Annotated in this window: 22 protein-coding genes and 1 pseudogene; 13 read left to right on the top strand and 10 right to left on the bottom strand. The window is 41.7% G+C overall.

From position 1 onward, the window contains the following. Nucleotides 1-91: 91 nt before the first annotated feature. Nucleotides 92-2440 carry a putative PEP-binding protein gene (locus ABF638_RS21790; RefSeq protein WP_435025068.1) on the bottom strand — a complete coding sequence of 783 codons (2349 nt, stop codon included), beginning with the start codon at nt 2438-2440 and terminating at the stop codon, nt 92-94. Nucleotides 2441-3079: 639 nt separating this feature from the next. Between ABF638_RS21790 and ABF638_RS21785 the strand changes: the two genes are divergently transcribed. Further along, nucleotides 3080-3556, top strand: a complete 477-nt coding sequence (locus tag ABF638_RS21785; RefSeq protein ID WP_435025067.1) for an MgtC/SapB family protein — start codon at nt 3080-3082, stop codon at nt 3554-3556. 15 nt (nt 3557-3571) lie between these two features. Here the strand turns inward: ABF638_RS21785 and recF are convergent, their stop codons facing one another. Continuing rightward, complete coding sequence (recF, locus tag ABF638_RS21780) at nt 3572-4693, bottom strand: DNA replication/repair protein RecF (RefSeq protein ID WP_435025065.1); 1122 nt, start codon at nt 4691-4693, stop codon at nt 3572-3574. An 83-nt stretch (nt 4694-4776) separates the two neighbouring features. Further along, the gene (locus ABF638_RS21775; protein ID WP_435025064.1) at nt 4777-7635 is read right to left on the bottom strand and encodes a cation-translocating P-type ATPase; all 2859 of its coding nucleotides are present in this window, start codon (nt 7633-7635) and stop codon (nt 4777-4779) included. 473 nt (nt 7636-8108) lie between these two features. On the opposite strand from ABF638_RS21775, the gene ABF638_RS21770 reads away from it, so the two are divergent. Together ABF638_RS21770 and ABF638_RS21765 are read left to right on the top strand one after the other, a co-directional pair. After that, nucleotides 8109-9785 (top strand): transglutaminase domain-containing protein, encoded by a 1677-nt coding sequence (locus ABF638_RS21770; RefSeq protein ID WP_435025063.1) that lies wholly within the window; start codon nt 8109-8111, stop codon nt 9783-9785. A gap of 190 nt (nt 9786-9975) precedes the next feature. Then, a complete protein-coding gene (locus ABF638_RS21765; protein ID WP_435025062.1) occupies nt 9976-11364 on the top strand; it encodes a PAS domain-containing sensor histidine kinase in 1389 nt (462 codons plus the stop codon). On the opposite strand, the gene ABF638_RS21760 is transcribed toward ABF638_RS21765, so the two are convergent. Then, nucleotides 11354-12214 (bottom strand): PD-(D/E)XK nuclease family protein, encoded by an 861-nt coding sequence (locus ABF638_RS21760; protein WP_435025061.1) that lies wholly within the window; start codon nt 12212-12214, stop codon nt 11354-11356. The two genes, ABF638_RS21765 and ABF638_RS21760, sit on opposite strands and share 11 nt — an antisense overlap. A 147-nt stretch (nt 12215-12361) precedes the next feature. Between ABF638_RS21760 and ABF638_RS21755 the strand changes: the two genes are divergently transcribed. From ABF638_RS21755 to ABF638_RS21740, 4 genes are all read left to right on the top strand, one after another. Continuing rightward, nucleotides 12362-13792: a phosphoglucomutase/phosphomannomutase family protein gene (locus tag ABF638_RS21755; RefSeq protein WP_435025060.1), complete on the top strand. Its 1431-nt coding sequence runs from the start codon at nt 12362-12364 to the stop codon at nt 13790-13792. Between the two features lie 131 nt (nt 13793-13923). Beyond that, entirely contained in the window at nt 13924-14202 is a 279-nt protein-coding gene (locus ABF638_RS21750; RefSeq protein WP_435025059.1) for a LapA family protein, read from the top strand. A gap of 13 nt (nt 14203-14215) precedes the next feature. Next, nucleotides 14216-14413, top strand: coding sequence for a DUF433 domain-containing protein (locus ABF638_RS21745; protein ID WP_435025058.1), 198 nt, complete (start codon nt 14216-14218; stop codon nt 14411-14413). A gap of 5 nt (nt 14414-14418) precedes the next feature. Continuing rightward, nucleotides 14419-14862: a DUF29 domain-containing protein gene (locus ABF638_RS21740; RefSeq protein ID WP_435025057.1), complete on the top strand. Its 444-nt coding sequence runs from the start codon at nt 14419-14421 to the stop codon at nt 14860-14862. 46 nt (nt 14863-14908) lie between these two features. Here ABF638_RS21740 and ABF638_RS21735 read toward each other — a convergent pair whose 3' ends face one another. Next, complete coding sequence (locus ABF638_RS21735; protein ID WP_435025056.1) at nt 14909-15175, bottom strand: CopG family ribbon-helix-helix protein; 267 nt, start codon at nt 15173-15175, stop codon at nt 14909-14911. 35 nt (nt 15176-15210) lie between these two features. Here ABF638_RS21735 and ABF638_RS21730 point away from each other — a divergent pair. The 4 genes and pseudogenes from ABF638_RS21730 to ABF638_RS21715 form a co-directional block, all read left to right on the top strand. Beyond that, a pseudogene (locus tag ABF638_RS21730) lies at nt 15211-15315 on the top strand (DUF1049 domain-containing protein); the annotation flags it as partial. A 61-nt stretch (nt 15316-15376) separates the two neighbouring features. After that, nucleotides 15377-15790 (top strand): mCpol domain-containing protein, encoded by a 414-nt coding sequence (locus tag ABF638_RS21725; protein ID WP_435025055.1) that lies wholly within the window; start codon nt 15377-15379, stop codon nt 15788-15790. Further along, the gene (locus ABF638_RS21720) at nt 15753-16502 is read left to right on the top strand and encodes a hypothetical protein (protein WP_435025054.1); all 750 of its coding nucleotides are present in this window, start codon (nt 15753-15755) and stop codon (nt 16500-16502) included. The genes ABF638_RS21725 and ABF638_RS21720 overlap by 38 nt, the downstream gene beginning before the upstream one ends. A 195-nt stretch (nt 16503-16697) precedes the next feature. Beyond that, nucleotides 16698-16931: a type II toxin-antitoxin system HicB family antitoxin gene (locus ABF638_RS21715; RefSeq protein WP_435025053.1), complete on the top strand. Its 234-nt coding sequence runs from the start codon at nt 16698-16700 to the stop codon at nt 16929-16931. Between the two features lie 71 nt (nt 16932-17002). Here ABF638_RS21715 and ABF638_RS21710 read toward each other — a convergent pair whose 3' ends face one another. The 4 genes from ABF638_RS21710 to ABF638_RS21695 all read right to left on the bottom strand — a co-directional run bounded on the left by ABF638_RS21710 (nt 17003) and on the right by ABF638_RS21695 (nt 19292). Further along, entirely contained in the window at nt 17003-17344 is a 342-nt protein-coding gene (locus ABF638_RS21710; RefSeq protein WP_435025052.1) for a DUF5615 family PIN-like protein, read from the bottom strand. Then, nucleotides 17341-17574, bottom strand: a complete 234-nt coding sequence (locus ABF638_RS21705) for a DUF433 domain-containing protein (RefSeq protein WP_194042634.1) — start codon at nt 17572-17574, stop codon at nt 17341-17343. Before ABF638_RS21705 ends, ABF638_RS21710 begins: the two co-directional genes overlap by 4 nt. A gap of 122 nt (nt 17575-17696) precedes the next feature. After that, on the bottom strand, nt 17697-18419 hold the full coding sequence (locus tag ABF638_RS21700; RefSeq protein WP_435025078.1) for a hypothetical protein: 723 nt from the start codon (nt 18417-18419) through the stop codon (nt 17697-17699). 150 nt (nt 18420-18569) lie between these two features. Next, nucleotides 18570-19292: a Uma2 family endonuclease gene (locus ABF638_RS21695; protein WP_435025077.1), complete on the bottom strand. Its 723-nt coding sequence runs from the start codon at nt 19290-19292 to the stop codon at nt 18570-18572. A gap of 422 nt (nt 19293-19714) precedes the next feature. Here ABF638_RS21695 and ABF638_RS21690 point away from each other — a divergent pair, with 422 nt between their 5' ends. Together ABF638_RS21690 and ABF638_RS21685 are read left to right on the top strand one after the other, a co-directional pair. Beyond that, the gene (locus ABF638_RS21690; RefSeq protein ID WP_435025051.1) at nt 19715-22315 is read left to right on the top strand and encodes an ATP-binding protein; all 2601 of its coding nucleotides are present in this window, start codon (nt 19715-19717) and stop codon (nt 22313-22315) included. A 15-nt stretch (nt 22316-22330) separates the two neighbouring features. Next, nucleotides 22331-23317: a DUF4351 domain-containing protein gene (locus ABF638_RS21685; RefSeq protein WP_435025050.1), complete on the top strand. Its 987-nt coding sequence runs from the start codon at nt 22331-22333 to the stop codon at nt 23315-23317. 357 nt (nt 23318-23674) lie between these two features. Here ABF638_RS21685 and ABF638_RS21680 read toward each other — a convergent pair whose 3' ends face one another. Beyond that, a complete protein-coding gene (locus ABF638_RS21680) occupies nt 23675-25252 on the bottom strand; it encodes an NAD(P)H-quinone oxidoreductase subunit 4 (RefSeq protein ID WP_435025048.1) in 1578 nt (525 codons plus the stop codon). Nucleotides 25253-25791: the final 539 nt, after the last annotated feature.

Below are 25791 nucleotides of genomic sequence, written 5' to 3'. Positions count from 1 at the left end.
TATTAGAATCAAAGAGATTTTCAATTTTTGCGTAACTCTGCTAATTTTAGATTTTTCCTTCAATCTAAAATCAAAATTGAATCACTCTTAACTAATGCAGTTTTCGTCGTGCGGCTGCTAAAATTAGACGTTGTTCGGCACGAGCGATCGCTTGATATGTTCGCTCCACTGCTTCTGGTTCAACGGAAATGGAAGTAATACCCCATTCCACTAACTTATCGATGATTTCTGGATATAGGGCTGGTGCTTGACCGCAGATTGAACAAGGGATACCGGCAGTTTGAGCCATTTGGATAAGTTGAGCGATCGCACTCATCACTGCTGGATGACGTTCATTAAATACTTTTGCTAGCTGTCCTTGCTCTCGATCTACTCCGAGCAATAATTGGGTCAGGTCATTTGTACCAATAGAAATTCCGGCTACACCTGCTTTGACATATTCTGGCAGTAAAAACAGGACGCTGGGCACTTCTGCCATCATCCACAATTGAAACTGTGACACCTCGGTTAAAAGAGCTTGCTCAACTTTGCGACGACAAAAGACAAATTCTTCCACAGTCCGCACAAAAGGCAATAGTAGGTTGACGTTGCTGTAGCCAGCTTGCTGTACACTCGCCAAAGCTTGCAGTTCCAACTCAAATACTGCGGGATTTCGTAAATAGCTAAAAGTCCCGCGTTCACCTAACATCGACTGGGGAGAAGATTCTAAATTATCACTCAATGATGGTAAATCCTGCGATCGCCAATCTAAAGAACGATAAAAAATTGGTCTTGGTGCAAAGGCACGGGCAAACTGCATAATCTGCTCAGACCATAGCTCTAATAATTCTGCCTGACGCCCGCTTAAAATCCAACTATTAGGATGTTGCCCGTTCAATATATTTAGTACCATCAATTCTGAGCGTAACAATCCCACCCCATCCACAGGCAAGCTTTGCACTTGTTCTACTAAAGTGGACTGACTTAAATTAACCAGCAGTTGGGTAGCAATCATAGGTAGATGAAACGTAACAGCAGGATGGGGGGCTTTTGGCTTGGGGTGATGGGGGGAAAGAAGATTTTCTTCTCTTCCTTTCTCCATCTCCTCCTTTGAATCTCCTTTGATCCGATAAACTTCTCCTCTGTCGCCATCAAGCAGCAGTCGTTCGCCATTTTGAATTAAAGTGGTCGCAGATGTGGCGTTTACTACTGCTGTGATACCTAATTCTCTCGCCAGAATTGCAGCATGGCTGGTTAATCCCCCTTGTTCTGTGATAATACCAGCAACTTGTTGCAATAATGGCAACCAATCAGGTGTAACTGTTGGTACTACTAAAATCACTCCCTTGGGTAATTGTTCGGGTTTCTGTTGCGGATTAATAATTACCAGGGCAGTTGCCACAACACGTCCCCCAGCTGCTCCTAGTCCCCGAATGAAGTGTAAATGGGGAATTACAGATTGGGGAGGACTAACTTGTGTGATGTAGAGTTTGCCAGATGTATTGTGCCCAGCAATAGTCCATTTAATGGTGAAGGTTTTACCCAGTTCACTCACCAGTTGAGTTCCTAGAGCAATTATTTGTTGTAAGTATTGTTCTTGTAAAGAGTACTGTTTTTGTTGCGCTTCCTGAAGTAGATAGGTACTCAGACAAGTGTGATCTGTTGTTAGCACTGAGTTCGGCACGGGTTGCGAAAAAGCTCTAGGCGTTGCATCATCAACACCATAAGCCAGCATTTTATTGCCCAGTTGTTGCTCCAGCACAACCCCAGTTTCTTGTTGAATGTAGTAGATATCTGGTTGGACTTCACCTTGAGCGATCGCAATTCCTAATCCCCAAGTAGCCTCAATTTCCCACCCAGAAGGCTTGGCTGTGAGCAAGCCACTGGCGATCGCATTCTCAACAGGTTGCACCAAAACGGCGAGATTAATTTGTTGCAGATTAATTCCTGAATGCTGCCAATATAATAAACTTCTCGCCCGAAATATCTGGCTCCATGTACGCTTTAAGGCAAAAGCGATCGCTTCGGGTTCGCACTGGCAAAATACCGACTCCAGCAACCCAGATATATTTTTCATGCCTGGGTTAGCAGTTGATACTGCCAAAGTCGGTCGAAGAATCAAACAGCCAGTTTGCCATTCTTTAGCTGCTTGGAAAATTGTACTCACCCATTCCTGTGGCACAGTCGCAGTCAGAATTTCTTGGCGCAAGCGACTAGCCACCTGCTGAAGTTGACGCCAATTAGTGACATCCAGGTGTAATGAAGAATGGGGTAAGTCAGCCACTAATGACTCTGAACTATTGAGATTTTCGAGAAATTGTCGTAAAATTTCCGCTGAAACCACAAAACCAGGCACTACCGGATAGCCACGCTGGATAATTTTGCTCAAGTAAAACGCTTTGTCACCTACCTTGGCGCGGTCTTGTAGTTTAATTTGGTCTAGCCAGTAGAGTTTATCCACTCAATTTGTTAGTTGTCAGTTGTCTATTTGTAGCCATAGCTATTCCCTCCTGGTACATTATCAGCCGTCAATCCACTGACTACTGAATCAGCACTCCTCAATAGGAATAGTTTCCAGCATTTACGTTGAATTTACCGACCTTGTTAGTGGCTAATTGCTCGTTACACGATGTATTACTGTAATTCAACTCCTTTGGAAATCAAATTTTTGGCTTCATTTTGCCTCCTTTCCCTAAAAGTAGGGGTTTAGTTCTTTTACGAGATTCTACATGGCGGTATCATATTTAATTATTAGGTGTATGTGTTAAATCTAGCAATTTAAGGTAGAATTTTATAGTATGAGTTATTTGAAATAGCCCAAAAACTATTTAATAAACTTAAAATTCATGCAGTTTGCCTAAATTATGATCACTGCCATAATTTCGCAATGCAAACCTCAATTTATTGACCGAAAGAATGTATTACTGAAAAATAATCCTAATAATGGAAGATATTAATTTAGTAGCTGAAAAAGCATTACTGAATCGATAGAATCCAAATACGAGATAGGCTATTGCACTAAATCTATTGGATTAAACTCCATTAATAAAAATATTACCAGTTAACCTAGTATATAGAATACTCTATACCAGACTAAGCATTGTCAAACACTTACTACCTTGCAACTGATGATTGGATGAATATAAGCTTCCGGCTATGCATTGCATTGCTTGTTGGAGCAATAATCGGCTTAGACCGCGAAATTAGACGCAAACCAGCCGGTTTAAGAACTCACATGCTGGTGAGTTTTGGTTCAGCCATTTTTATTTTGATAATTATGCAAACAGGAGGACTACAAACCAGTCCTGATGAAGTTAGTCGCGTGATTGAGAGGGATGCAATTAGCCGGGTGATTCAGGGGATTGCAACTGGTATAGGATTTCTCGGTGCTGGAGAAATTGTGCGCCAATCTTCCCAAGAATCACAGCGACTTGAAATTCACGGACTTACATCAGCAGCGGCGATTTGGGTTTCGGCTGCATTGGGAATTGCTGCTGGCTGCGGTTTATGGCAGTTAGGATTAATCGCTTCTCTGCTGACTTTTCTAGTTCTCAACGTTTTTAAAAGGTTAGAATAATTCATAATTTATACATTACTGTTGGATTATTTCTCCTGCTTTTACAAAAAGAATTTGGGAAGACTTCAACCATTGCGAATCAAAAGAACCCAAGTGAGTGGTAGTAATTAGGGTTTGAAAACGATCTTGAATGGCATCAAGTAATTGATTTTGACGGGATAAATCGAGTTCGGCAAGAACATCATCAAGTAATAGCAATGGTGGCTCTTTGACGACTTCTTCAATTAATTGTAATTCGGCTAATTTTAAGGCTAAAACCAGCGTTCGTTGTTGACCTTGAGAACCGTATTGACGAGCGGGTGTCTGGTTAATAGTTAATTCTATTTCGTCGCGATGGGGACCAACAAGGGTAGTGCCTTGGTGCATTTCAGCAATGGTTCGCTGCTGAATTTTTGCTAAAAAAGCTTGTTGCACTTCTTCTAGACGGTTATCCTCTAAAGGAATATTCGGCACGTAATTAATTTGCAGAACTTCTGTACTACCGCTAATACTGGCGTGCCAAGCGCTTGCAATAGGAGCTAATCTTTGGATGGCGCGATCGCGTCGTCTAATTACCCTAGTTCCTGTGGTAGCTAACTGTGCATCCCACACCGCCAATTCTGACTGTAGAGATGTTGCATCTAACGTTTCTACATGGCGTTTTAAAAAGGCATTGCGCTGGCGTAACACATGGTTATACTGCTGCAAAATGTGAGCATAAACTGGTTCGAGTTGAATTAAGAGTGTATCTAACCAGTTGCGGCGACCTTCCGGGCCGCTGCGTACTAGGTCTAAATCTAAGCTGGAAAATTGGACTGCATTGAGAACGCCGAGAAAATCCATTTGACGGCGGATAGACTCGCCATTGATAGCAACGCTACGGCGACCATTGCGCCGGAGAGTTAAGGTAAGGTCACTAACCCCTGTTTGTCGCTCAAGGGTAGCATTAATTTGAGCTATGGCTTCCCCTTCTTGAACCAAATCGCGATCGCGGGCCATTCGGTGCGATCGCAATGTCGCCAGCAACTCTACCGCCTCCAACAAATTCGACTTTCCCTGAGCGTTATTACCTACCAAAATTGTTTTGGCAGCAGTAAATTCAACCTTTTGGTCTTGATAATTGCGAAATTGTCGGAGGTTTAGAGTTTTGAGGTACATAAGTTCAATTTTGGATTTTAAATTTTAGATTTTGGATTGAAGATAAATCTAAAATCTAAAATCTAAAATCTAAAATTTCCTTTTCAGACGGCCTTCTTGCCCATAATCCGCAGAAATATCTTCTCCGCTTCAATCCACACAAACATTAAGGCACTGAAGCCAATACAAACCCCTAATTCCTCTAGAGTCAGGTAGTGAGTACCAAAGAAATCTCGCAGGGGTGGGACGTAAACTAGCATCAACTGCAAAATCGTGGTGACGACAACAGCCGCTAATACAAAGATATTGGAGAAGGGATTCATCTCGATAGTCAGTCGGTTATTGGAGCGAATGGCGATCGCATGACCCATTTGAGCAATACACAAGGTAGTAAATACCATTGTTTTCCAAGTATCGGGATTTCCCTGATACTCAGGGGCATGGGTATGTTGATAAGCCCACCACATCAAGGCAATGGTGATAATAGCAAATATTATCCCAATGCGAATCATGTAAGAACCTAATCCCCTGGCGAAAATACTTTCGCGGGGACTAAAAGGCGGACGTTGCATCACATCCGGTTCTGGAGGTTCCACAGCTAATGCCAAGGCTGGTAAACCGTCTGTCACCAAGTTCATCCACAAAATTTGTAAGGGTGTAAGGGGAACGCCTCCCAAACCAATTAGAGGTGCGGCTGCAATTGTCAGAACTTCACCAATGTTACTGCCCAGAATGTATTTGATAAAGCGGCGGATGTTGGTGTAAACAACTCTCCCTTCCTTGGTGGCGCTGACAATGGTGGCAAAGTTGTCATCAAGTAACACCATGTCACTGGCTTCTTTACTGACATCAGTGCCAGTAATGCCCATTGCAATACCGATATCAGCTTGTTTGAGGGCTGGGGCATCGTTAACGCCATCACCCGTCATCGCGACAAATCGGCCCCGGCGTTGCAGTGCTTGGACAATTCGCAGTTTGTGTTCTGGGGAAACCCTGGCATAGATGCTTACTAAGTCAACATTTTGCTCTAATTCCTGGTCAGTCATCCGCTGCAACTCTTGACCAGTGAGAACGCGATCGCCTTCTTGGGCAATTCCCAAATCGGTAGCGATCGCTCGTGCTGTTAATTGGTGGTCGCCTGTAATCATCACCGGACGAATACCTGCTTCTCGGCACTCTTGGACAGCTGCCCTCACCTCTGGGCGTGGTGCATCCAGCATTCCCACCAATCCCAGCCAAACCAAATCTTGCTCAGATGCTTCGTCTGAACCTTCTGGTGGGATTTCCGCGAGGGGTTTGTAGGCAAAACCTAGCACCCGTAAACCTTTACTCGCCATTTGGTCATTTTCTGCCAAAATTTTCTGGCGTTGTTCTTCAGTTAAGGGGGCTGAATGATTACCCAAATGAATTTGAGCCGAACGTGCCAAAGTTAACTCTGGAGAACCTTTGGTAAACATTAAGTAAGGTTCAGATTGGAGAAAATTAGCGATCGCTGGGTCAACGCCTCTCGAAGACGCGTCACCTGTAGCGACTCCCTCCACCTGAGAAATCACACTCATCCGCTTCCGTTCTGAGGAGAAGGGGAACTCCACTACACGAGGTAACTTATTGTTCCACTGGTCTTTTTCGATTCCGGCTTTCCCCGCCAGGGTGACTAACGCCCCTTCTGTAGGATCTCCTAAAATTGCCCATTCACCTTGTTCTTTTTGCAACACCGAATCATTACAAACAGCACAAGCGACTGACAACGCTGAGATTTCTGGAGACTCCTCTAGGGAAATTGTTTGACCATCTAACTGAAAGTCCCCTGTGGGAGCATAACCTTCGCCGGTGACGCGAAAAGTTTTGTTATTGGTGAAAACCGATTGCACCACCATTTTATTTTGAGTCAGCGTGCCGGTTTTATCAGAACAGATAGTGGTTACAGAACCCAATGTTTCCACTGCTGGGAGTTTGCGAATCAAGGCATTTTGGCGCACCATTCGCTGGGTTCCCAGTGCCAATGTAACGGTAATTACCGCTGGTAAACCTTCTGGTACCACGGCAACCGCCATACTCAAGGAAATTTCCAAGAGTTCTTGGATGTTGCTAAAACCTCTTGCTTGGATCACACCGCCGACGACAACAATCGCCACCAGAATCAAAGAACCCGTAACCAGGACGTTACCCAGTTGAGTCATCCGCTGCTGTAATGGCGTAGGTTCACTTTCCACCGCCTGCAACATAGTGGCAATTTTGCCTAATTCTGTTGTCATGCCGGTGTTAGTCACCAGAACCTTAGCGCGTCCTTGGATAACTTCGGTTCCTTGAAATACTAAATTTAGGCGATCGCCTAAATCTGTTTCTTCGGGCAATTTTAGGGTTGCCTGTTTATTCACAGATTGGGCTTCACCCGTCAATGCCGACTCACGCACTTGTAAATTCGACTGTTCGATCAAGCGTCCATCTGCGGCTATCTGCATCCCAGCTTCTAGCAGCATGACATCCCCTGGGACTAGTTCCTTGGCTGCTATCTCCACAAGTCTGGCGGCGCGGATGACTCGCACCAAGGGAGAGGTCATTTTTTTCAGGGCTGCCAAGGCTTTTTCGGCACGGCTTTCTTGGACGTAGCCGAGTATGCCATTGAGGATGACAATTGCCAAAATAGCGATCGTATCTTTAAATGGCACTTCACCAGGCTTCAAACTGCCAGATTGCAAAGCTATCAGGTCTAAAATCCCGGAAATCAGAGCTACGCCAATCAGCATCAACAACATAATGTTCTTGAACTGATCCAGCAGAATTTCCCAAGTGCTACGGCCAGCAGTTTCTTCGAGTTCGTTGGGGCCGTATTTTTGTAATCTCTGTTGAATTTCTTGGGGTGTTAAGCCACTGTCTGCGTTACTATCGAGCAGGTCTAACGCTTTATCAACTTCTAAACTATGCCAAACGGCGGCACCTTCAGGCAGAGAATTAGCAGACATCGTGTAAGTCACAGGAATAGTTACAAAATTCGATCATAATTTAGTGATGGCAGGAATTCCATCTTCTAAAGTTACATTAAGGCGATCGCCCAGTTGTATGAGTCTATATGTAATTTTTAACATTTGTAAATTTATTCTTTTTTTAAGATAGTATTATTTCTCACGAAAGAGTTTATCGGAACACATTTTACTGATAATTATGAGTAATAGAGCTTTGAAGCTTTGTTACAGAGGATATGCCACAATTAATTTCAGGCTGCCATTGCTTTCATTTACATCCCGTAATCAATAGTTAGGATGCATGGCCCGATTGCATTTCTTCATTTTTAATTTTGTCGAAAGTTGAGCCACTTGCTTGTGTATTTCCTCGCTCAAGTGAACTGGCGTGCCAGTAGGGTTTCCCGATTTAGCAAACTTTTCAAGACGAATTTTTAATTTTGAATTGCCCAGGCGTGCTAAACCATTCAAGAAATATGCTTAATATAAGTTTTGCACTCCCCACGACCGCAAGCCAGATGTTTGGGCAAAAGACAATTCGACCGCTTACTGCTGCTACCCTGTGTGGCATTACTTTCATCAAAGATAGGCTACTTGCCATTGACAGTATTAAAGGCCATCTACTGGAGATTGATCCCACCTCTGACAACAGCAAAATTCTCAATCCCCATCAAGTTAAAGAATTTACTGATGTCACTGGTCTAGCTGCGTGGGAAGATACCCTGTGGGTGAGCCGAGAAAATAGTGTTTACTTGTGCAAGCTCAATGCTTTGGGTCTAGAACATTTTGTAACATTGCCTTATCCCGCTGATGGCGTTGCTGTTTGGGAAACAGCAGTTTATGTAAGTTGCCAAAGGCTGGGCTACATTCTGGTTTTTGACCGCGAAACGCGAAAAGAGATTACCAGATTTTATGCTCCTGGAGTTGGGATAGAGAATTTGGCTGTAACCCAGGAAATGCTATGGATTTGCGATCGCACTGAACAATCAGTTTACGCGATGGACAGAGCAACGGGAGAACTACAATTCAGTGTCCTAACACCATTTGAATGTCCCACAGGTATTGCAATCCATAAAAATGACGAAACAGGACAAGAAAGTATTTACGTTGCCTACGCCACAGAGGAGCCTTATATTCGGGATAATCCCAATGCTGATCCGAGTCATGAGCTAACCTTCCGCGATCGCACTTTTATTCATCCCCTGTATTATCATTACCAGCCAGATAAGTGTTACGCCCTCTCTAATGGCTATCTCATTGAAATGTCTTATGCTGAGGAAATTGCACCCTTAGACGAGGTTTATTTACCTGACGTGGAATGGCGTATCGCCCTACCATCCGAAACTGAGCGTCAAAAGGTGAAACACGTTGAAGCCATTGGTATACCCTTTACCGAAGAAGTGATAGAGGGGCAACGTGTAGCAGTATTTAAATTTGATTCTCTTACCCCAGGAGAACGGCATATCTTTGGCTGGAAAGCACTTTTGGAAGTTAGAGGCATTAAGTATCGCATCACACCCAGAGATGTGGAAGACGTTCCTGAACTGTCTCCAGAATTGCAAACACGCTATTTAGTGGATGATGACGATTTAGCAATGGATACTACCATTGTTCGCCGTGCCGCCAGAGAAGCGATTGGTTCTGAAACGAATGTGCTGCGGAAAATGTACAGCATCCGCAACTACGTTTACGATCAATTATCTTACGGTATTAAACCTTACATTGACACGCCAGATATAGTTTTAGAGCGGGGCGTTGGTTCCTGTGGCGAATATGTCGGAGTCTTACTTGCCCTAGCCCGTTTAAATGGCATCCCCTGCCGCACCGTAGGTAGGTACAAATGTCCTCCCCATAGTGACTTACTAGGAGTGCCACTACAACCCGACTTTAATCATGTTTGGCTGGAGTTCTACGTCCCGAATTTTGGCTGGTTGCCAATGGAATCAAATCCTGACGACGTGGGTGAAGGTGGGCCTTATCCGACGCGCTTTTTTATGGGCTTATGCTGGTATCACATTGAAATTGGCAAAGGTATCACTTTTGAAACCGTGACAAGTCAAGGTGCGCGACTAACCAAAGAAGATGTCCCCATCGGTGATTTGGCGATTAATCATATTCGCTTCACAATTCTTAAAGAGTTACCAGACTTTTGAATTTCTTCGATTTATTTACCCAAATTATGCTTTTTAATTAGCTCCTGTTTTTCAGGATTATTGAGTCAGTCTTTTAGAGCCTCAGCGATATGATCGCTGAGGTTTTTATCTGCTTTTTAGGCTATGTTGATTTAGTGGTTTTTCCTATTCATCAACCATGAAGACAACATTTTAGATTCAGACTAAGGGTATGAATGATTGGAAATCTCTGAGTGACTTCTCTGACAAACAATATACGCAGCAGCAAAACTTCTCGCTGGCTTTTCTGCTGCGGATGATCAATGGTATATCTGACCCCATTTTTCTTAAAAACGACCAACATCAGTGGATACTACTTAACGATGCCTTTTGTAATTTCATCGGGTATAGTCGAGAAGAATTAATTGGTAAGTCTGACTATGATGTTTTTTCCAAAGCGGAAGCTAATGTGTTTTGGGAAAAAGATGAACTAGTTTTCACTACAGGGATAACTCATGAAAACGAGGAATTATTTACAGATTCCGATGGCGCAACACACTGTATCCTGACCAAAAAATATTTGTTTAAGGATGATTTAGGTAATCGTTTCTTAGTTGGGATTATTCGTGATTTAACAGAGCAAAAGCAGGTAGAAGATGCCTTGCGCCGTAGTAATGCTGTACTTAAACAAGCGGAAGCAGACCTACGACAGCAAACACAAGAACTAGAAACAGCATTATCCAAACTACAAAATACCCAAACTCAGTTAATTCAAAGCGAAAAAATGTCCAGTTTGGGTCAACTAGTTGCAGGTGTGGCACATGAAATCAACAACCCAGTTAGCTTTATTTACGGCAATATTAGCCCAGCTGATGAATACACCAAAAGTTTATTTTCACTGTTAGAACTCTACCAAAAACATTATCCCGAACCAGTCAAGGCAATTCACGAGTTTACAAATCTAATTGAACTAGACTTCTTAAGGTCAGACTTACCCAAATTATTCCAATCGATGATGATGGGAGCAGAGCGGATTCGAGAGATTGTGCTTTCCCTGCGGACTTTTTCACGCGTAGATGAAGCTGAAATGAAACGGGTTGATATCCATGAGGGAATTGATAGTACGATGATGATTATCCAAAGCCGCTTCAAGGCTACTGACCAGCGCCCGAAAATTGAGGTGATCAAAGAATATGGCAACCTCCCCTTGGTTGAATGTTATGCTGGGCAGTTAAACCAAGTATTTATGAATATTTTAGTGAATGCGATCGATGCTTTAGAAGATTCATTGGTTATATCTCGGTGGACAACAAAAAAACGACTAAAAACGGATAATCCCCGAATTTATATTCGCACCAAATTACTAACACCAAATCAAGTCACAATTAGCATTGCTGACAACGGACTCGGAATACCAGAAGATGCTAAAAAGCAACTATTTGATCCCTTTTTTACGACCAAGCCCGTTGGACAAGGTACGGGTATGGGGCTGGCTATTAGTCACCAAATTATCACAGAAAGACATGGCGGCTCTTTAGAATGCATTTCGCAACCAGGAGTTGGTACTGAGTTTATCATTCGCATTCCCCTCATTCAACAACGTCAAATTTCTAATGCCTGATATTAACTCTTAAACTGGGCAGTGGATACGACTGATGTTGCTTAAGATCGGCAAATTCACAGATTGAGTTAAATGGACAAAAGCGGCAGTGAGAACCAGGATTAGGAGGGAAAATTTTACTGAAATTACTGCTTTGTTCCTGATATTTTTGTAAATCGTGTTGGTGCTTGTGAGCAATGTTCGCTAACTCAAATTTTAAGGATTCTAATTCACTATTATTAATGCTAATTAACTCAGACTTTTTACATATTTCTAAATTATAAAATGATGCCACAGCTTCTCGCCCAGGGTAAAGATAACGAGCTGCTAATAAATAAACTAATGCCTGTCGTTGGTCAAAAGCCGACTTACCAGTTTTGAAATCCAAAATATGTAAAGTGCTATCAGACTCAATGAAAACGCAGTCCATAGCCGCATATAAGCGAAAACAATAATCCTCTTGTTCAACTACTATCGGTTTAGGAAAGCCTTCATCGCCTGGAGTTAATTGGATAATATCTTTATCCAAAAGCAACGGAGCATCATGATATTTTTTCAAAATTTGCAGCACGCGTTGCTGCACTTGATCGCTTGAGTTGGCTAATTTAAGTAGCTGTGCAACTCTTTCTACACCATCTGCTTGCTTCAACAGATGCCTGTGATGATGAAACTCATAAACGCCTTTTTGCGCGAGTATCCCAATCCGCTGGGGTGCGGTGGCTTGCGCTAACAGCGCCTTGACTTGTGGTTCGTGTTGCCGTGCTTTGATAAACCCCCGTCTCATCTGGCAATGCCAGCGTTCTTGCCCGGTTGCTGGGGCAACTAGAGACCAAAGGTGATAACTGGCAAAAGGTCGATCGGGGGTTGACATTGCTCAGAAACAGTGAGAGAAAATACGGTGGGGAGAAGTTTAAGCTAAGGCTTCCTTAGAAAAGAACTTCGGAGGATACTTGCTGCTACACACGCTTTGCGGGAAGCTTTTAATAGTACTGATAATGTACGGGAGCAAGTGGCAAAAATGAGCGCTAGTAGCAATTCCAGCAAGATAAAATTTGGTACCGATGGATGGCGAGGGATTATTGCCGATGACTTTACTTTCCCCAATGTGCGGAAAGTAACAAGGGCAATCGCCACTTACTTAGAAACAGCCTACACAAAAGATAGACCAGTACTTATTGCCTACGATACTCGCTTTTTAGCTGACCAGTTTGCCCAAACAGCGGCCCAAGTCCTAGCAGACTTAGGTTGGACTGTGAAAATTACTGACCGGGATTGCCCCACACCAGTAATTGCCTACAACGCCCGTCACCTAAATTCCGCAGGGGCGTTAATGTTTACTGCTAGTCATAATCCAGCACCTTACTGTGGAATTAAATATATACCCGATTATGCTGGGCCTGCCACTCCAGAGATTACTGATACTATTGTGGCAAATATAGAAAGTGCATCGGATGAGTTGCCTGGAAGCAACCCATCAGGTTCAATTTCAATTTTCGATCCGAAACCTGATTACCTGAAATTTATCTACACTCTACTTGATGTAGAAAAGATCAGAAGCGCTAATTTAAAGGTAAAGTACGATGCTTTGTATTCTACCTCTCGCGGATATTTAGATGAAGTTTTGCAACATAGTGGCGTTCAGCTAGAAAGTTTCCACGATTGGCGGGATGTTTTATTTGGGGGTGGAATGCCAGAACCCAAAGGAGAACAATTAGTTGAATTAGTGGAAGCAGTACTTCGCGATCAAGCTGATTTGGGCTTGGCAACGGATGGAGATAGCGATCGCTTTGGCATCGTCGATGAACAAGGAAACGTCCTGACTCCTAATACTGTGCTGTTAGTTTTAGCACGTCATTTAATCAAAAACAAAGGTAAAACAGGCGCTATTGTCCGCACCGTAGCGACAACCCACCTGCTGGATAATTTTGCTGCTAAAAATGGGCTGCAAATTTACGAAACAGCAGTTGGTTTTAAATACATCGGCGAAAAAATGCGCGAAACTGATGTATTAATTGGTGGAGAAGAATCAGGCGGTTTGAGTATTATCGGGCATATTCCCGAAAAAGACGGGGTTTTAGCCGATATGCTGGTGGCAGAAGCGATCGCTTATGAAGGCAAACCGCTAAGTCAACTTGTCAAAGAAGCGATCGCTGAAGCCGATGGCCCACTTTACAACAACCGCCTAGACTTGCACCTCACAGAGGCGCACAAAACCGCCGTCATCGACTCCTTTACTAAAAATCCACCTACAGAAGTAGCAGGAATTAAAGTCAAGGAAGTGGGGCGTAAAGACGGTATTAAGCTCTATTTAGAAGAAGGTAGCTGGGTTTTATTGCGTCCTTCCGGTACAGAACCACTGGTGCGCGTTTACCTCGAAACCAACACTCCCGAAAAACTCACCCAAATCGCCCAAGAGTTAGAGAGTACCATTGCTAAACTAGAGGCATAAGAATCAAGAATTAGGAGTTAGGAGTTAGGAGTTAAGAGTTGTAAATTAACAATTCTTAACTCCTGATTTCTAATTTTGAGCAAAATATAACTCCTAACTTCTAACTCCTAACTTCTAACTTCGATCAAAGTATGAAAACTCTCGCTCCTTTTTTGACATCTTTAGTTGTAGCGGTTTGGGTAATTGCGATCGCAATTATTTCAGTCCAAAATGCCACACCTGTATCGTTAAAATTCTTAACATTCCAATCGATTCAGATACCAATGGGTTTAGTGCTAGCTTTTAGTGCCGGTATAGGGTTAATTGGCATGGCACTGCTGCAACCTCTGTGGGGACTTGCTGGTTTTGGGCAGGGTAATTCTCGATTGGAAGAGGATGCCGAATTTTTTGTCGATGATGAAGACTTTTGAGGTTTGAATAGCTGTGCAGTATCAAAACATTATTACAATCGAACCAGGAAAACGAGGTGGTAAGCCTTGTATTCGAGGAATGCGAATTACTGTATACGATGTTTTATCTTATCTTGCCTCTGGGATGACCTACGAGGAAGTACTTGATGACTTTCCTTATTTAACACAAGAGGATATTTTGGCTTGTCTAAGCTATGCAGCTAATCAATAACGGCTATGAGCGCAACTTATAAAGCAGATTTTAATTTGTGGATTGAGCAGACAGCCCAACTATTGCGATCGCATCACTGGCATGAAGTTGATGTAGAACATTTGATTGAAGAGGTTGAAGGCTTGGGCAAAAGTGAACGGCGGGCTATTGCCAGTCAACTAACTCGCTTACTTTTGCATCTGCTGAAGTTGCAATATCAACCCCAGCGTCGCTCAGATAGTTGGCTCGATTCCATCACCGATTCTCGCACCCAAATTGAGTTAGCCATAGAAGATAGTCCTAGTCTTAAGAACTATCCTACAGAGCAACTTGAGGAAAGTTATCAAAGGGCGCGTCGGCAAGCAGCCAAGCAAACGGGGATACAAATTTCCGTGTTTCCAGAAGAGTGCCCATATTTTTTAGAGTTAGTGTTGGATGAAGACTGGCTACCGGAAGCAAGCGATATTTGATAACTGTAATTGTGACTGTGTGGAATGAAGCGCACTACGCAGCCACTTAATATGCATTGGTGAGTCTTGCAAAAGTCGCTTTTACTTCTTCATCACTGGCAAATTCTCCAGCATCGGCTTCAGCAATCCCCTTTTGAATTTCCTCAATTTGCCACTGATGCATCTCTAGATAAGCGGCTACCGCCTCATTAATGATGTAGCTGCGATCGCAGTTGCAATGAATCGCGATCGCATCAAGTGCAGCTTTGCGATCGCTATCTATCCGAAACGTAATATTTTCTTTGCTCATTGTCTTGCGAAAGTTGTCTTGCATAGTCTTAATATTGCAATATATTGTAATGTAAAGTAATGGCGATCACTATTTTCTCAGTTCAAAATTCCACACCCATATCGTTAAAATCCTTAATATTCCAATCGATTCAGATATCAATGGGTTTAGTGCTAGCTTTTAGTTTAGAAATAAGTTACTACTAAGATTGTTGACAACCACATTATTATTGGATACTTATTGTCTATGGGATCTCTATATCTTGCAGTAGACGGTGACGATGTTGGCCGAAAAATCGAGTTCTTCATCGTCACAGATCAAATGGAGCAATTATCAAATTTTTCCCATAATTTCCAATCATCCATGTTATGGCTGGCAGAAACTCTATCAGATGAATTTAATGCAAAAATAATATTTAATGGTGGAGATAGCTTACTTGCAAGGTTACAATCTGATGCAATATCGGTGAGTAGATTAGAAAGTTTAAGAATCGAGTTTGCTAGCTTTTCCAAGACTACATTATCCTTTGGCATTGGTGATAATTCACTTCAAGCTTATTTTGCATTGAAATTAGCCAAAGCTACTGGTAAAGATAGAATTGAAATATTTCAGGAATACACAAGTGGCGAAACAACTACTCCTTGTCATTCAAAGCGATAATCCGGGACTCTACGTCAATATATTAACGCACTGTATTCAAGTCAGAGGTGTTCGAGATGTTTATTTTGGAGTCAATGAAGGAGCTGTAGGTAAGCTTTCAGAAGTAAAAGATCAAATTAGGAGAATAAGGGATAAATTTGAAGAACTTTTAACTGATCATAGTGAGTATCAAATTGCATATAATTCCATGTTATCCTTAGCTCCCATAGAAGAAAGAATTATAAAGATTTTATTTGTAAATCCAGAAGTCTCAATCAAAAATATAAAGAGAAATTTTCCTGATTTGAATAACTTAATAGTTGATATTTCTGGATGCAATAAGAAAGTTTCTAGTGATATTATCTCATCTTACATATCAAGTGGAATACAACATGTTTGTTGTTTTGAACTTGATGATAGAGTTTACTCGAAAGATTGGCATACAAAGGGTTTAAGCAAGATGTATCATGATATACGTCAAGATATAATTTGCTACGAATATATTGACTTCTCTGAATCTGGTACAACGATAGAAAGTTTTAATCGTATGCGTTCGCAAGGAAAAGTTATAAAACTTCTACTTGTAGTTTCTATCTTTCTTGGGGTTATGGTTTTTGTGTTAATTCAGCAACAGCAAAGCGTCTTAGCTCAGTACGCAGCAGTTACACTTGCACTGATAACTGGATTAGGTCTTTTTAACGATATTTTTGGTGTTGTTGATCGCTTAAAGTAATTCGATAATTATAATTGCCCAATTTTCATTATGATTGGATTAATTTAAAAAATCCAAAAAGTTTATGTATTTTTAGGAATTACACTACTTCTGCAATTGCCGTTATCTCTAATAAAAATCTCAATGCAATGGACAAGCGATCGCACTCGGCTTGACGCTAGAATATTAGTCGCAATCTTGTGGAGATGATTGGCGATGACAATTAAAGCAGTTATCTGGCAAGAAGACGGTGTATGGTGTGGTTCTGTACCTGCCCTACCAGGATGTCACACTTGGGGAGACAGCTACGAACATCTATTAGAAATGCTGCAAGATGCGATTCAAGTCTGCTTAGAAGTTGCTAGCCAACGCGAAGATCAGCTTGATTTAGCATCATTTTCGTTACATTACGCAGCTTTAATTTTCCCTGAAAGTGAAGAGACAGTTTAGTAACATTTAATCCCGGTGATGTAGTCACAGTTGATTTTCCCAGTACCACTGGTATGAGTTGAGCAATTTACTTATGAACTACTGCTAATTTCTACAATTGCTTCTCCTTGCCGCAGTCGTTCTATTGCATCAGGTAAAGCGATGGTAAGTAGTCGCTGCAAATTGCGATTTGTGACATTACCACAGGTCAGCCAAAGAATTTGAGGTGGTATTCCTAAACGACAGGCCAAGTCAACAAAATCGCTATCTTTGGTCATGATTACCGCCTTAGCGACTCGTGCTGCCTCAAAAATTTCCACATCTTTAGCATCTCGTAATCCAAGCTCTCGTAGGGCAGTAGCCTCTACGTCAAAAGTCTCAGTCAGCCAAAGTGCTAATGTAGGAGGCAACTGAGCATCAATCCAAATTTTCATGCTGTCAATCGAGGAAAGTCTGTTCGCCGTGCTGCAAACAATAGACAGGCTTGGATATCTTCGAGTTCAAGATCGGGAAAATCCTCTAAAATCTCAGAAACACTGACATTCTCAGCCAACATTTCTAAAATATCACTCACACGAATCCTCATACCTCGAATACAAGGACGACCACCACACTGGCCAGGAGTTTGAGTAATGCGAGTCAACAAATCAGCCCTTGAGTTCATGCAAGTATTTTAATATCAGGTACTTTTATTTAACTCTAATTCTGCGATCGCAATTCTTCCAACCTAGCATCTGGGTGTAGCAAAAGGGCGATCGCAATTATCCAAAGCTCACACAACAGCAGTTAAGTTGGGCAATTTTGGGTTAGTTGTAGCTTCAAGTAATCAATAAACTCCAGAATTTCTGTATCAGTAAGTTGTAGACGCGATCGCTTACCATATCTCTGCTGCAAATACTCTCTTCCCTGCTCTGGAGTCCAATTTAATTGAGCTAAATATGTGTCAGTTTTAGCTATAAAAACATCACGCGGTTCAGGCGTTTTTATATTGTCACTTGCTTCTGATTGAGATTGATTTTTATCTTTATTAAAATTATGAATATTATTAATTTTTAAACTTAGTCTTTGTCCTAAAGCTTGCCAATCTAATTCCTTATGTCCATCCCAACTAACACCTACAGAACTATAAGTTATTGGATCGTAAATTTTGCAAAAAACTACATTACTCTCTCCAGGGCTAACGGCTATCGTTAGTGGATTACAGAATTCTTTATAAGTAAGGGCATCTAAAGATAACAATAAACTTTTGGAAAAAAAAGAATCGCTACCTGAACGGATAATATAAGGTTTGTCTGCCAAAATATATAAATCGTTCTTTTCAACTGGCCCGAATTTAGTTTCAACCTTTTTATTAACTTCTATCTCTGTAATTATCCCAGTCAAAGCTCTATCATAAATTGGGATGCGTCTTTCATCTTCAGCAAGCATATACCAGCAGTGATCGGGTTCTTTGCTGACAAAAACATATTGAGGTTTTGGGACTGCTCCAAATCCTAATTTAACTTCCATATTTTTAATACAGGTTTTGGTAAATATATTTATTGAGCAACCAGCTATGACGATTTGTACCGTCAAGCTATTAGTTGCTTTATAGATATAATTCCCTAGCCAGGAAGCTAATTAACATTAAGGCAGCGAAAATTATAAAATTTGGTGAATCTATAACAAAGTTTCTGGATCAACACCTAGCGCATTCAACCTTTCAATTAACATTTTCACTTTTTGTTCTGCTTCCACCCGTCGCTGTTCTTCAAAAGCTGTGCGTTCTTCCGCTTCCCTAATGCGTTCTTCTGGTGTCAGCAATCTTTGCCCTTCTTCGTCATACCAGTACAGCCACTCCCGCACTATACCTTGATAAATTCCCCGTTCTCGCCCAATTCCTAAACCGATTTCTGGTAGCCAAACAGGATTTCCTGACATTAAGATATATTCCCCGTCAACTAGACGATACACTTCCAAGGGTGTCTTTTTACGCCGAAGTGGACTATATACAACGTAGTACAAAATTCCTAATTCTTTGGCATAGAATTCTTTCTTGATGTTATATTCTTCCCGATATATTTGGGAAACAACTTCTAGTGCTAAAATTGGCAGTTGCTTTTCTTCCCACAGCACATAACTTAGGCGTAAATCTTCATCAATGAAGCGTTTAACTCCTAAGCTGAGAAATCCATCAGGGACAATGGCTGATTTTTCTGGGTCATAATAAATACCCATATCAACACCAAAGAACCAATCCCAGCGATCGCACCAAACTAAAGCTAGTGTCGTTTTCAGCAAGCCGGGAATTAAATTTTGGACTTCATTATCCACAGGGGTGTCATTAGAGTCCGGTAGTTCTTCGGAAGATGGCAAACAATGGAGCGGATTGTAGTTTAACATGAGCGGTTTTGCCAAATCTGATTCTAGATAGATTGTAGGTAATCTATTGATGTGCGATCGCATATCAAAAATCAAAAACCATTTTTAGCCTAGGCGTAGCCCGTCGTATACATCGACTTATGTCTTTTATCTCAGTATGAAAATACTTATAAGTGTCAAATCTTTACATTAAACTCGTGGTTTTTCGGTACTGACTATCAGAGTGTCTAACTGACAATAGCAAAAAAGGGTGGAATATTGTTCAACTAGAACATTCCAGAAGTCGCAAAGTATTCAATTTCATGGTGAATTTGGTAGCTGGGCTGATTACCTATACCTACCAGGAGAAAAAGTTTTCTCTCAACCTGGACTCCGAAAATGTGGCGCAGCTGGAACTTAGCTGATTTTTAGCCCGATTTTTGAATCGTACTTAAGTATCAGATATGTCACCACAGATCCATTCACGAATTTTAATCAAACACTTTTTAACGGTTTTTTTGCCATTGTCAGCGTTAGTTGGGGTTGTTATCGGGGCTATCTACTATCAACAGGTACAAACTGAGAAGGTTGTATTAGAAACTAATGAACTCGGCAAGGTAGATTTACAAACCAAAGTAATCAGCGGAGATTTTCATTCTGTTGTCTCAGATTTGATGGTTATCTCTAAACAAAACGAGCTACAAAGAGTTTTAGAGGGAGTGAATGGACAACAACAGGCACTTTCCCAAGAATTTTTATTATTTTCTCGATATAAAAAACTTTACGACCAAATTCGCTTTTTGGATCAGTCAGGAAAAGAAGTTGTCAGAGTCAACTTTAACCAAGGTGAGCCAGAGATTGTCCCTGAAGAAAAACTGCAAGTTCAAGCCAAGCGCTACTGGTTTAATGACACTTTGCGGCTAAACCAAGGACAAGTATTTGTCTCTCCCCTTGACCTCAACATAGAACGTGGTCAGGTTGAACAACCTTTGAAGCCAATGATCCGCTTTGGAACTCCCGTTTTTGATAGCCGTGGGCAGAAACGAGGCGTTGTAGTTTTAAATTATTTCGGCGCAAAACTGCTGGACAATTTTAATCAAGCTTTTGCTAACGCTTCTAGTCAGGGAATGCTACTGAATGCCGATGGTTACTGGTTAAAAGGGGCGAAAACTGAGGATGAATGGGGATTTATGTTTAGCGGTCGCAAAAACCGCACTTTTAGCCAAGCTTTTCCCCAAGCATGGCAAGAAATTTCTCAAAAAGAATCGGGACAATTCCAAACTGCTGAGGGAATGTTTACTTTTACTACAGTTTACCCACTTGTGGAAGGGCAAAAATCTAGTACGGGAGCAGGACAGGCTTTTGCACCAAGCCAAAATCAAATTGATCCTAAATCCTATCACTGGAAGATTGTCTCATGGGTATCGCCAGAGGCGTTGACGACCAAATCAAACCGATTTTTGAGTCAATTGCTACTGCTATATGCTGGATTAATAGGACTAATTGGCATTGGTTCTTGGCTACTAGCAAGAGCTAGTGTCAATCGTCAGATGGCCAAGCTAGAGTTAAAACAGTCTGAAGTCCAATTGCGAGAGCTAGTTGAGCGGGAGAAAATTCTTAAAACTCGTCTATCTAGTCAAATTCGTAACTCGCTGGATCTAAATATGATTTTGAGTACAGTAGTGGTTGAAGTTCGGGAACTGCTACAGATTGATCGATGCCAGTTTTTTTGGTGTCATCAAGAAGATGAATCTACTAGCTTTGAACTGAGTCAGCAAGCCTGCGCTCCCGACTTAACAGAGCCTTTAGGCTGTTCTCCTATCCAGAATGTGGAATCCCTGAGTGAAGCTGTTATGCAAGGGAATTTGCTTTGCTTTGATGACATTGCGACAGATTCGTGGCTTGATTTCAAGAGTCGGAATTTACTGGTGACATTGGGCTTTAAGTCTCTACTAATAGTTTCAATTCAAACTCAGTCGGGTTGTTTGGGTGTGATTGTCTGCGAACATACTAGAGCGCTTCGTCCCTGGAGTGACGATGAGGTTGAACTGATTCGAGGTGTGGCTGACCAGTTAGCGATCGCCATTGACCAAGCGCAATTGTATAATCAAAGCCGCGCTGCTACTGCTGCTGCTACCGCTCAAGCAGAACAACTCAACCAAGTTTTGCAGAATCTCAAACAGACTCAATCTCAACTGATTCAGACCGAAAAAATGTCAAGTTTAGGTCAATTAGTGGCTGGAGTAGCTCATGAAATCAATAACCCAGTTAACTTTATCTACGGCAACCTGACCCATGTAAATGAATATACCCTGGGCTTATTGGAACTGGTAGAACTCTATCAAAAAACTAATGCTAGTCCAACACCTGAAGTACAAGCTCATATAGAAGCGATCGACCTTGACTTTATGACTGAGGATCTACCTAAAATATTAGTTTCAATGAAAATGGGAGCTAATCGCATTCGTGAAATAGTTCTATCCTTGCGAAATTTTTCTCGACTTGACGAAGCGGATATGAAGCCTGTCAACATTCATGAAGGTATTGATAGCACATTACTGATTTTACAAAATCGCTTCAAACAAACGTCTGGAAATGCCGGAATTGAAATAATCAAAGAATATGGTGATATTCCCTTAGTAGAGTGCTATGCCGGACAACTCAATCAGGTATTTATGAATCTGATCAGTAATGCCATTGACGCTCTAGATAGTTATAACAGTAAGCGAACTCTTGAGGACATAGAAGCTAACCCCAGCCAGATTGTAATTCGTACTGAGTTACGCAACTCGGATCGTATAACTGTACAAATTGCAGATAACGGCCCTGGTATGAACGAAGTAGTTAAGCAACGATTATTTGACCCTTTCTTTACTACAAAAGCCGCAGGTAAAGGCACTGGGTTAGGACTAGCAATTAGCGCTCAGATTGTCGCAGAAAAACACAACGGAGCTATTTGGTGTATTTCGGAACCAGGACAGGGAGCAGAATTTTGGGTCGAAATTCCGATTAATCAAAGTTCTAAACTAGCTACTGCAAGTACTGCGACTCTATCCAGAATTTGATGCTATTCTGGACAAATGAAAAATGAGATAAATAACATTAGCGATGTCTACGACGGGCTACGCCTACGCGCTGATTTTGATAGCCCTTGGAAAGAAATCATAGAAGCTTATTTTCCCCAAGCCATGCATTTCTTTTTTCCAGAAACTTCTGCATTAATTGATTGGGAACGCCCATACCAATTTCTAAATAAAGAATTTCAGCAAATAGCTCGTGAAGCTGAACAGGGTAAGAGATATGCTGATCAATTAGTCAAAGTTTGGCAAACCCAAGGGGAAGAACTTTGGTTATTAATCCATGTTGAAATTCAGGCACAAAAAGAAGATAACTTTGCCAAGCGGATGTTTACCTACAACTTTCGCATATTTGACCGCTTCGATCGACCAGCGATTAGCCTTGCAATTCTCTGCGATTCAAACCGCGAATGGCGACCAAACAATTACAGTTACAATTATCCCAATACTCGCTTAAATTTTGAATTTGGCAGTATTAAACTTTTGGATTATGAAAATCGCTTTCACGAGTTAGAAAATAGCGATAATCCATTTGCAACTGTCGTTATGGCGCATTTGAAAACGCAGCAGACGCGCTCATCACCCGAACAACGCAAAATATGGAAATTTAGCTTAATTCGCAGACTATATGATTTGGGGTTAGAAGAGCAGGATATTCGTAATCTGTATCGATTTATCGATTGGGTTATGATATTACCAAAGGCATTAGAAAATCAGTTTTGGGAAGAATTTAAACAATTTGAGCAGGAGAGAACTATGAGATATGTAACTACAGGTGAGCGCATCGGCTACGAGCGCGGAAAACAAGAAGGTGAACAACGGCTTATTTTAAGGTTACTACAAAGACGAGTGGGAGAATTATCACCAGAATTGCAAAAACGCATTCAATCTCTTCCTTTAAATCAATTAGAAACCCTTGGCGAAGCTTTGTTGGATTTTACTGCTATGGAAGATTTACTTAACTGGTTGCAAACAAATCAATCGGCTTAAAATCTCTTTTTATGAAAATTAAAAAACAATACGGTTCAGTTAAGGGCTATTAAATTTTGGGTTTTTGAGACGCGATAAATCGCCGTCTCTACAAGTGTTTTGGTCTTATCTGAACTGTATTTAATTATAAAAAACACCTCTACTCGCTCACCCCATACAGTATTTTTTAACTTATACCAATTTGAAAAAAGAATGCGACAAATAGACCATTTGTAGAGACGCGATTCATCGCGTCTTTACCCAAGGATGTGTTGCAATCATTAATTTAATTGGTATTAGTTCAATGAGTAACAAAAAGGGCAGGTAAAAAACCCGCCCTCAAAGTAATCAATATTTAAACTAAACTAGCGATCGCAACTAATTACCAATTTCCGGCGCACTCAAAGAAACCTTTAGCGTTTCTTCTTTTTGCTGTGCTAATGTCGGTACGGAATCACGCAATCTTGCTGTCAATTGTACAGTTGTAGCGTCATACATTTGAGTCAGCAATTTTGGATAGAAACCAATACCAATAATTGGAATTAACAAACAGGCAATGATAAATACTTCACGGGGTTCGGCATCTATCAAAGCTTGGTGAGAAACTAATTCCTCGTTTTCTTTACCGTAGAAAATTTCTCGCAACATCGACAGCAGATAAATTGGAGTTAAAATCACTCCCACTGCCATCAAGAACACGACGATAACTTTGAAGGTAGAGCTATAAGCATCGCTAGTAGCAAAGCCAACAAACACCATTAATTCTGCTACGAAACCACTCATCCCTGGCAATGCCAAAGAAGCCATTGAACAGGTGGTGAACATGGCGAAAATTTTCGGCATTCTCTTAGCTACACCGCCCATTTCATCCAACATCAGGGTGTGGGTGCGATCATAAGTTGCGCCAACCAGGAAGAACAAACTCGCCCCAATTAACCCGTGGGAAACCATTTGCAATACTGCCCCACTCAATCCCAAATCGGTGAAGGAGGCAATACCAATCATCACAAAGCCCATGTGGGAAATTGAGGAGTAGGCAATTTTTCGTTTGAGGTTTCGCTGGGCAAAGGATGTCAAAGCAGCGTAGATGATATTAACTACCCCCAAAACTACCAACACTGGCGCAAAATAAGCGTGGGCATCGGGGAGCATTTGGGCATTCATCCGAATTAAGGCGTAACCGCCCATTTTCAGGAGAATACCTGCTAATAACATGTGTACGGGGGCTGTAGCTTCACCGTGGGCATCAGGTAGCCAGGTGTGCAAGGGAATAATCGGCAACTTGACGGCGTAGGCAATCAGGAAGCCAGCATAGAGGGCAAGTTGGAAATTCAGGGCGAAATCTTTTAAGGCGATCGCTCTCATGTCGAATGTCACCGTATCGCCGTAAAATCCCATTGTCAGGGCAGACAGCAAAATAAACAGCGAACCGCCGGCTGTGTATAAAATAAATTTGGTCGCTGCATATTGCCGCCTTTTGCCTCCCCAAATCGACAGCAGAAAGTATATCGGTACCAGTTCCAGTTCCCACACCAGGAAAAATAACAGCATATCCTGGACAGCGAACACGGCAATTTGACCGCCATACATCGCCAAAATCAAGAAGTAAAATAGCTTGGGCTTGAAGGTGACAGGCCAAGCTGCTAGAATCGCCAGCGTGGTAATGAATCCAGTCAAAATAATTAGGGGCATGGACAAGCCATCAGCCCCTACTGACCAATTCAAACCCAATTGTGGTACCCAGGGGTAACTTTCCACCAACTGCAAATCTGGATTGGAGAAATCATACCCAGTATAAAAAGCGTAAACAATTAGTGCAAAATCTATCAGCCCTACGATGAGGGAGTACCAGCGCACTGTTTTGCCTTCTTTGTCAGGGATGATGGGAAGAAGTAGCGACGCCGCTATCGGAAACAGAATAATCGTCGTCAGCCACGGAAAATTAGCTGTATTCATCACAATTCGTCTGCTATCAAAATCATGTTTGGCAAAAAGTCACTAGTTATTAAGTAACAGCTTTTTGGGGATTTCGTCTTCCTCGTTAGGTTGATTTAATTAAATTGGCAATCCCCCCTTCCTGCTGTTGGGAGTCTCTTTTGACCTTTGTGGGTGCGGAATGTAGGTTGTGATACTCCCAGCCAAGTCAATAATTTACCCTAAAAAAGCCAGTAAAATTATAGTTTAGTGGTGCGATGTCTACGACAAGCCGCTCCGCGTCTACGCGTAGGCTAACCTATCGCTAAAAATACACGATGCTGTTTTGTAGTTGTTGAAAAAAGCAATTTGGTACAAAAAAGCATCACAGGAGAAATAACCATAATGATAATCGCACAAATTGAAAGCCAGATTCGTTATATCACTAACGTAGATAGGGACTGACTAAACAATATCTGTACCATCAGGTTAATAAATGGTAGCAGAGAAGCAAATAAGAACACTAAGGGATTTGCAAGAAAATAAGATACCAATTAAACGGGGAAAATTGTGATATCCCA

This window comes from Nostoc sp. CALU 1950, assembly GCF_051172895.1.
In the GTDB taxonomy this organism is placed as follows: domain Bacteria; phylum Cyanobacteriota; class Cyanobacteriia; order Cyanobacteriales; family Nostocaceae; genus Nostoc; species Nostoc edaphicum_A.
This window is presented reverse-complemented; position numbering and strand designations above follow the sequence as displayed.

Coding starts and splice junctions, on each gene's coding strand:
- recF (WP_435025065.1), bottom strand. CDS start 4,693: ATGTACCTCAAAACTCTAAACCTCCGACAATTTCGCAATTATCAAGAC.
- ABF638_RS21775 (WP_435025064.1), bottom strand. CDS start 7,635: ATGTCTGCTAATTCTCTGCCTGAAGGTGCCGCCGTTTGGCATAGTTTA.
- ABF638_RS21770 (WP_435025063.1), top strand. CDS start 8,109: ATGCTTAATATAAGTTTTGCACTCCCCACGACCGCAAGCCAGATGTTT.
- ABF638_RS21765 (WP_435025062.1), top strand. CDS start 9,976: ATGAATGATTGGAAATCTCTGAGTGACTTCTCTGACAAACAATATACG.
- ABF638_RS21760 (WP_435025061.1), bottom strand. CDS start 12,214: ATGTCAACCCCCGATCGACCTTTTGCCAGTTATCACCTTTGGTCTCTA.
- ABF638_RS21755 (WP_435025060.1), top strand. CDS start 12,362: ATGAGCGCTAGTAGCAATTCCAGCAAGATAAAATTTGGTACCGATGGA.
- ABF638_RS21750 (WP_435025059.1), top strand. CDS start 13,924: ATGAAAACTCTCGCTCCTTTTTTGACATCTTTAGTTGTAGCGGTTTGG.
- ABF638_RS21740 (WP_435025057.1), top strand. CDS start 14,419: ATGAGCGCAACTTATAAAGCAGATTTTAATTTGTGGATTGAGCAGACA.
- ABF638_RS21735 (WP_435025056.1), bottom strand. CDS start 15,175: ATGCAAGACAACTTTCGCAAGACAATGAGCAAAGAAAATATTACGTTT.
- ABF638_RS21725 (WP_435025055.1), top strand. CDS start 15,377: ATGGGATCTCTATATCTTGCAGTAGACGGTGACGATGTTGGCCGAAAA.
- ABF638_RS21715 (WP_435025053.1), top strand. CDS start 16,698: ATGACAATTAAAGCAGTTATCTGGCAAGAAGACGGTGTATGGTGTGGT.
- ABF638_RS21710 (WP_435025052.1), bottom strand. CDS start 17,344: ATGAAAATTTGGATTGATGCTCAGTTGCCTCCTACATTAGCACTTTGG.
- ABF638_RS21705 (WP_194042634.1), bottom strand. CDS start 17,574: ATGAACTCAAGGGCTGATTTGTTGACTCGCATTACTCAAACTCCTGGC.
- ABF638_RS21700 (WP_435025078.1), bottom strand. CDS start 18,419: ATGGAAGTTAAATTAGGATTTGGAGCAGTCCCAAAACCTCAATATGTT.
- ABF638_RS21695 (WP_435025077.1), bottom strand. CDS start 19,292: ATGTTAAACTACAATCCGCTCCATTGTTTGCCATCTTCCGAAGAACTA.
- ABF638_RS21690 (WP_435025051.1), top strand. CDS start 19,715: ATGTCACCACAGATCCATTCACGAATTTTAATCAAACACTTTTTAACG.
- ABF638_RS21685 (WP_435025050.1), top strand. CDS start 22,331: ATGAAAAATGAGATAAATAACATTAGCGATGTCTACGACGGGCTACGC.
- ABF638_RS21680 (WP_435025048.1), bottom strand. CDS start 25,252: ATGAATACAGCTAATTTTCCGTGGCTGACGACGATTATTCTGTTTCCG.